Here is a 620-nt window from a genome sequence, read left to right as displayed (position 1 = left end):
GGTTACCGGCCGTGTTCGAGCCGATATAATAATTCTGCGCGTAGTTGTTGGGCGTACCGTTGGCGTTCAGATGCTGGCTGACGAAGTTGGCATTATTGGGCGTGTAGGTGGTGTAACCCACATTCGACCCACCGGTTTCAGCAAAGCTCGGAACGCGGAAGCCCTTCTGGAACGTGCCACGCAGGGTCAGCTTTTCGGTCGGCTTGAACTGCACACCGAATTTTGGCGAGAAATGGCTGAAACCTTCAGAATAATGATCGTAACGGCCCGAAGCCTCAGCATCCAGCATCTTCACGATCGGCGCATCGGCCTGGAAGAAGGCCGATTCGACCCAGCGGCTGCCCTGGGCATTCACCGGATTGATATAGCTCGTGTACTGATTGGCCGGATTGGCTGTGTCAAGCGGATTGGCATTCGGGTCGTTCAGGGCTTCGTAACGGATGTTGCCGCCGATCGCGAGCTTGGCCATACCGCCCGGCAGGCGGAACAGACCCTTGCTCAGCGTTGCCTCACCCGAATATTCCTGCGTACGCGCATTGATGACATTGCGCGGTGCGATCGAGTTCAGCACCGATTGCGAATTCTGCGACGGATCCACGAAGTTGTAGCTGCCGCTGGTG

General features: G+C 56.9%; 1 protein-coding gene. It reads right to left on the bottom strand.

The window, feature by feature from the left end; genetic code table 11:
- Nucleotides 1–620 (bottom strand): TonB-dependent receptor domain-containing protein (locus AA0535_RS10870; protein ID WP_264816167.1); only part of this gene is annotated, 620 nt, incomplete at both ends.

The sequence above is a fragment of the Asaia krungthepensis NRIC 0535 genome (assembly GCF_025995175.1).
Classification (GTDB): domain Bacteria; phylum Pseudomonadota; class Alphaproteobacteria; order Acetobacterales; family Acetobacteraceae; genus Asaia; species Asaia krungthepensis.
The sequence above is the reverse complement of the archived record's forward strand: the minus strand, read 5'-3'. Positions and strand labels throughout refer to the sequence as shown.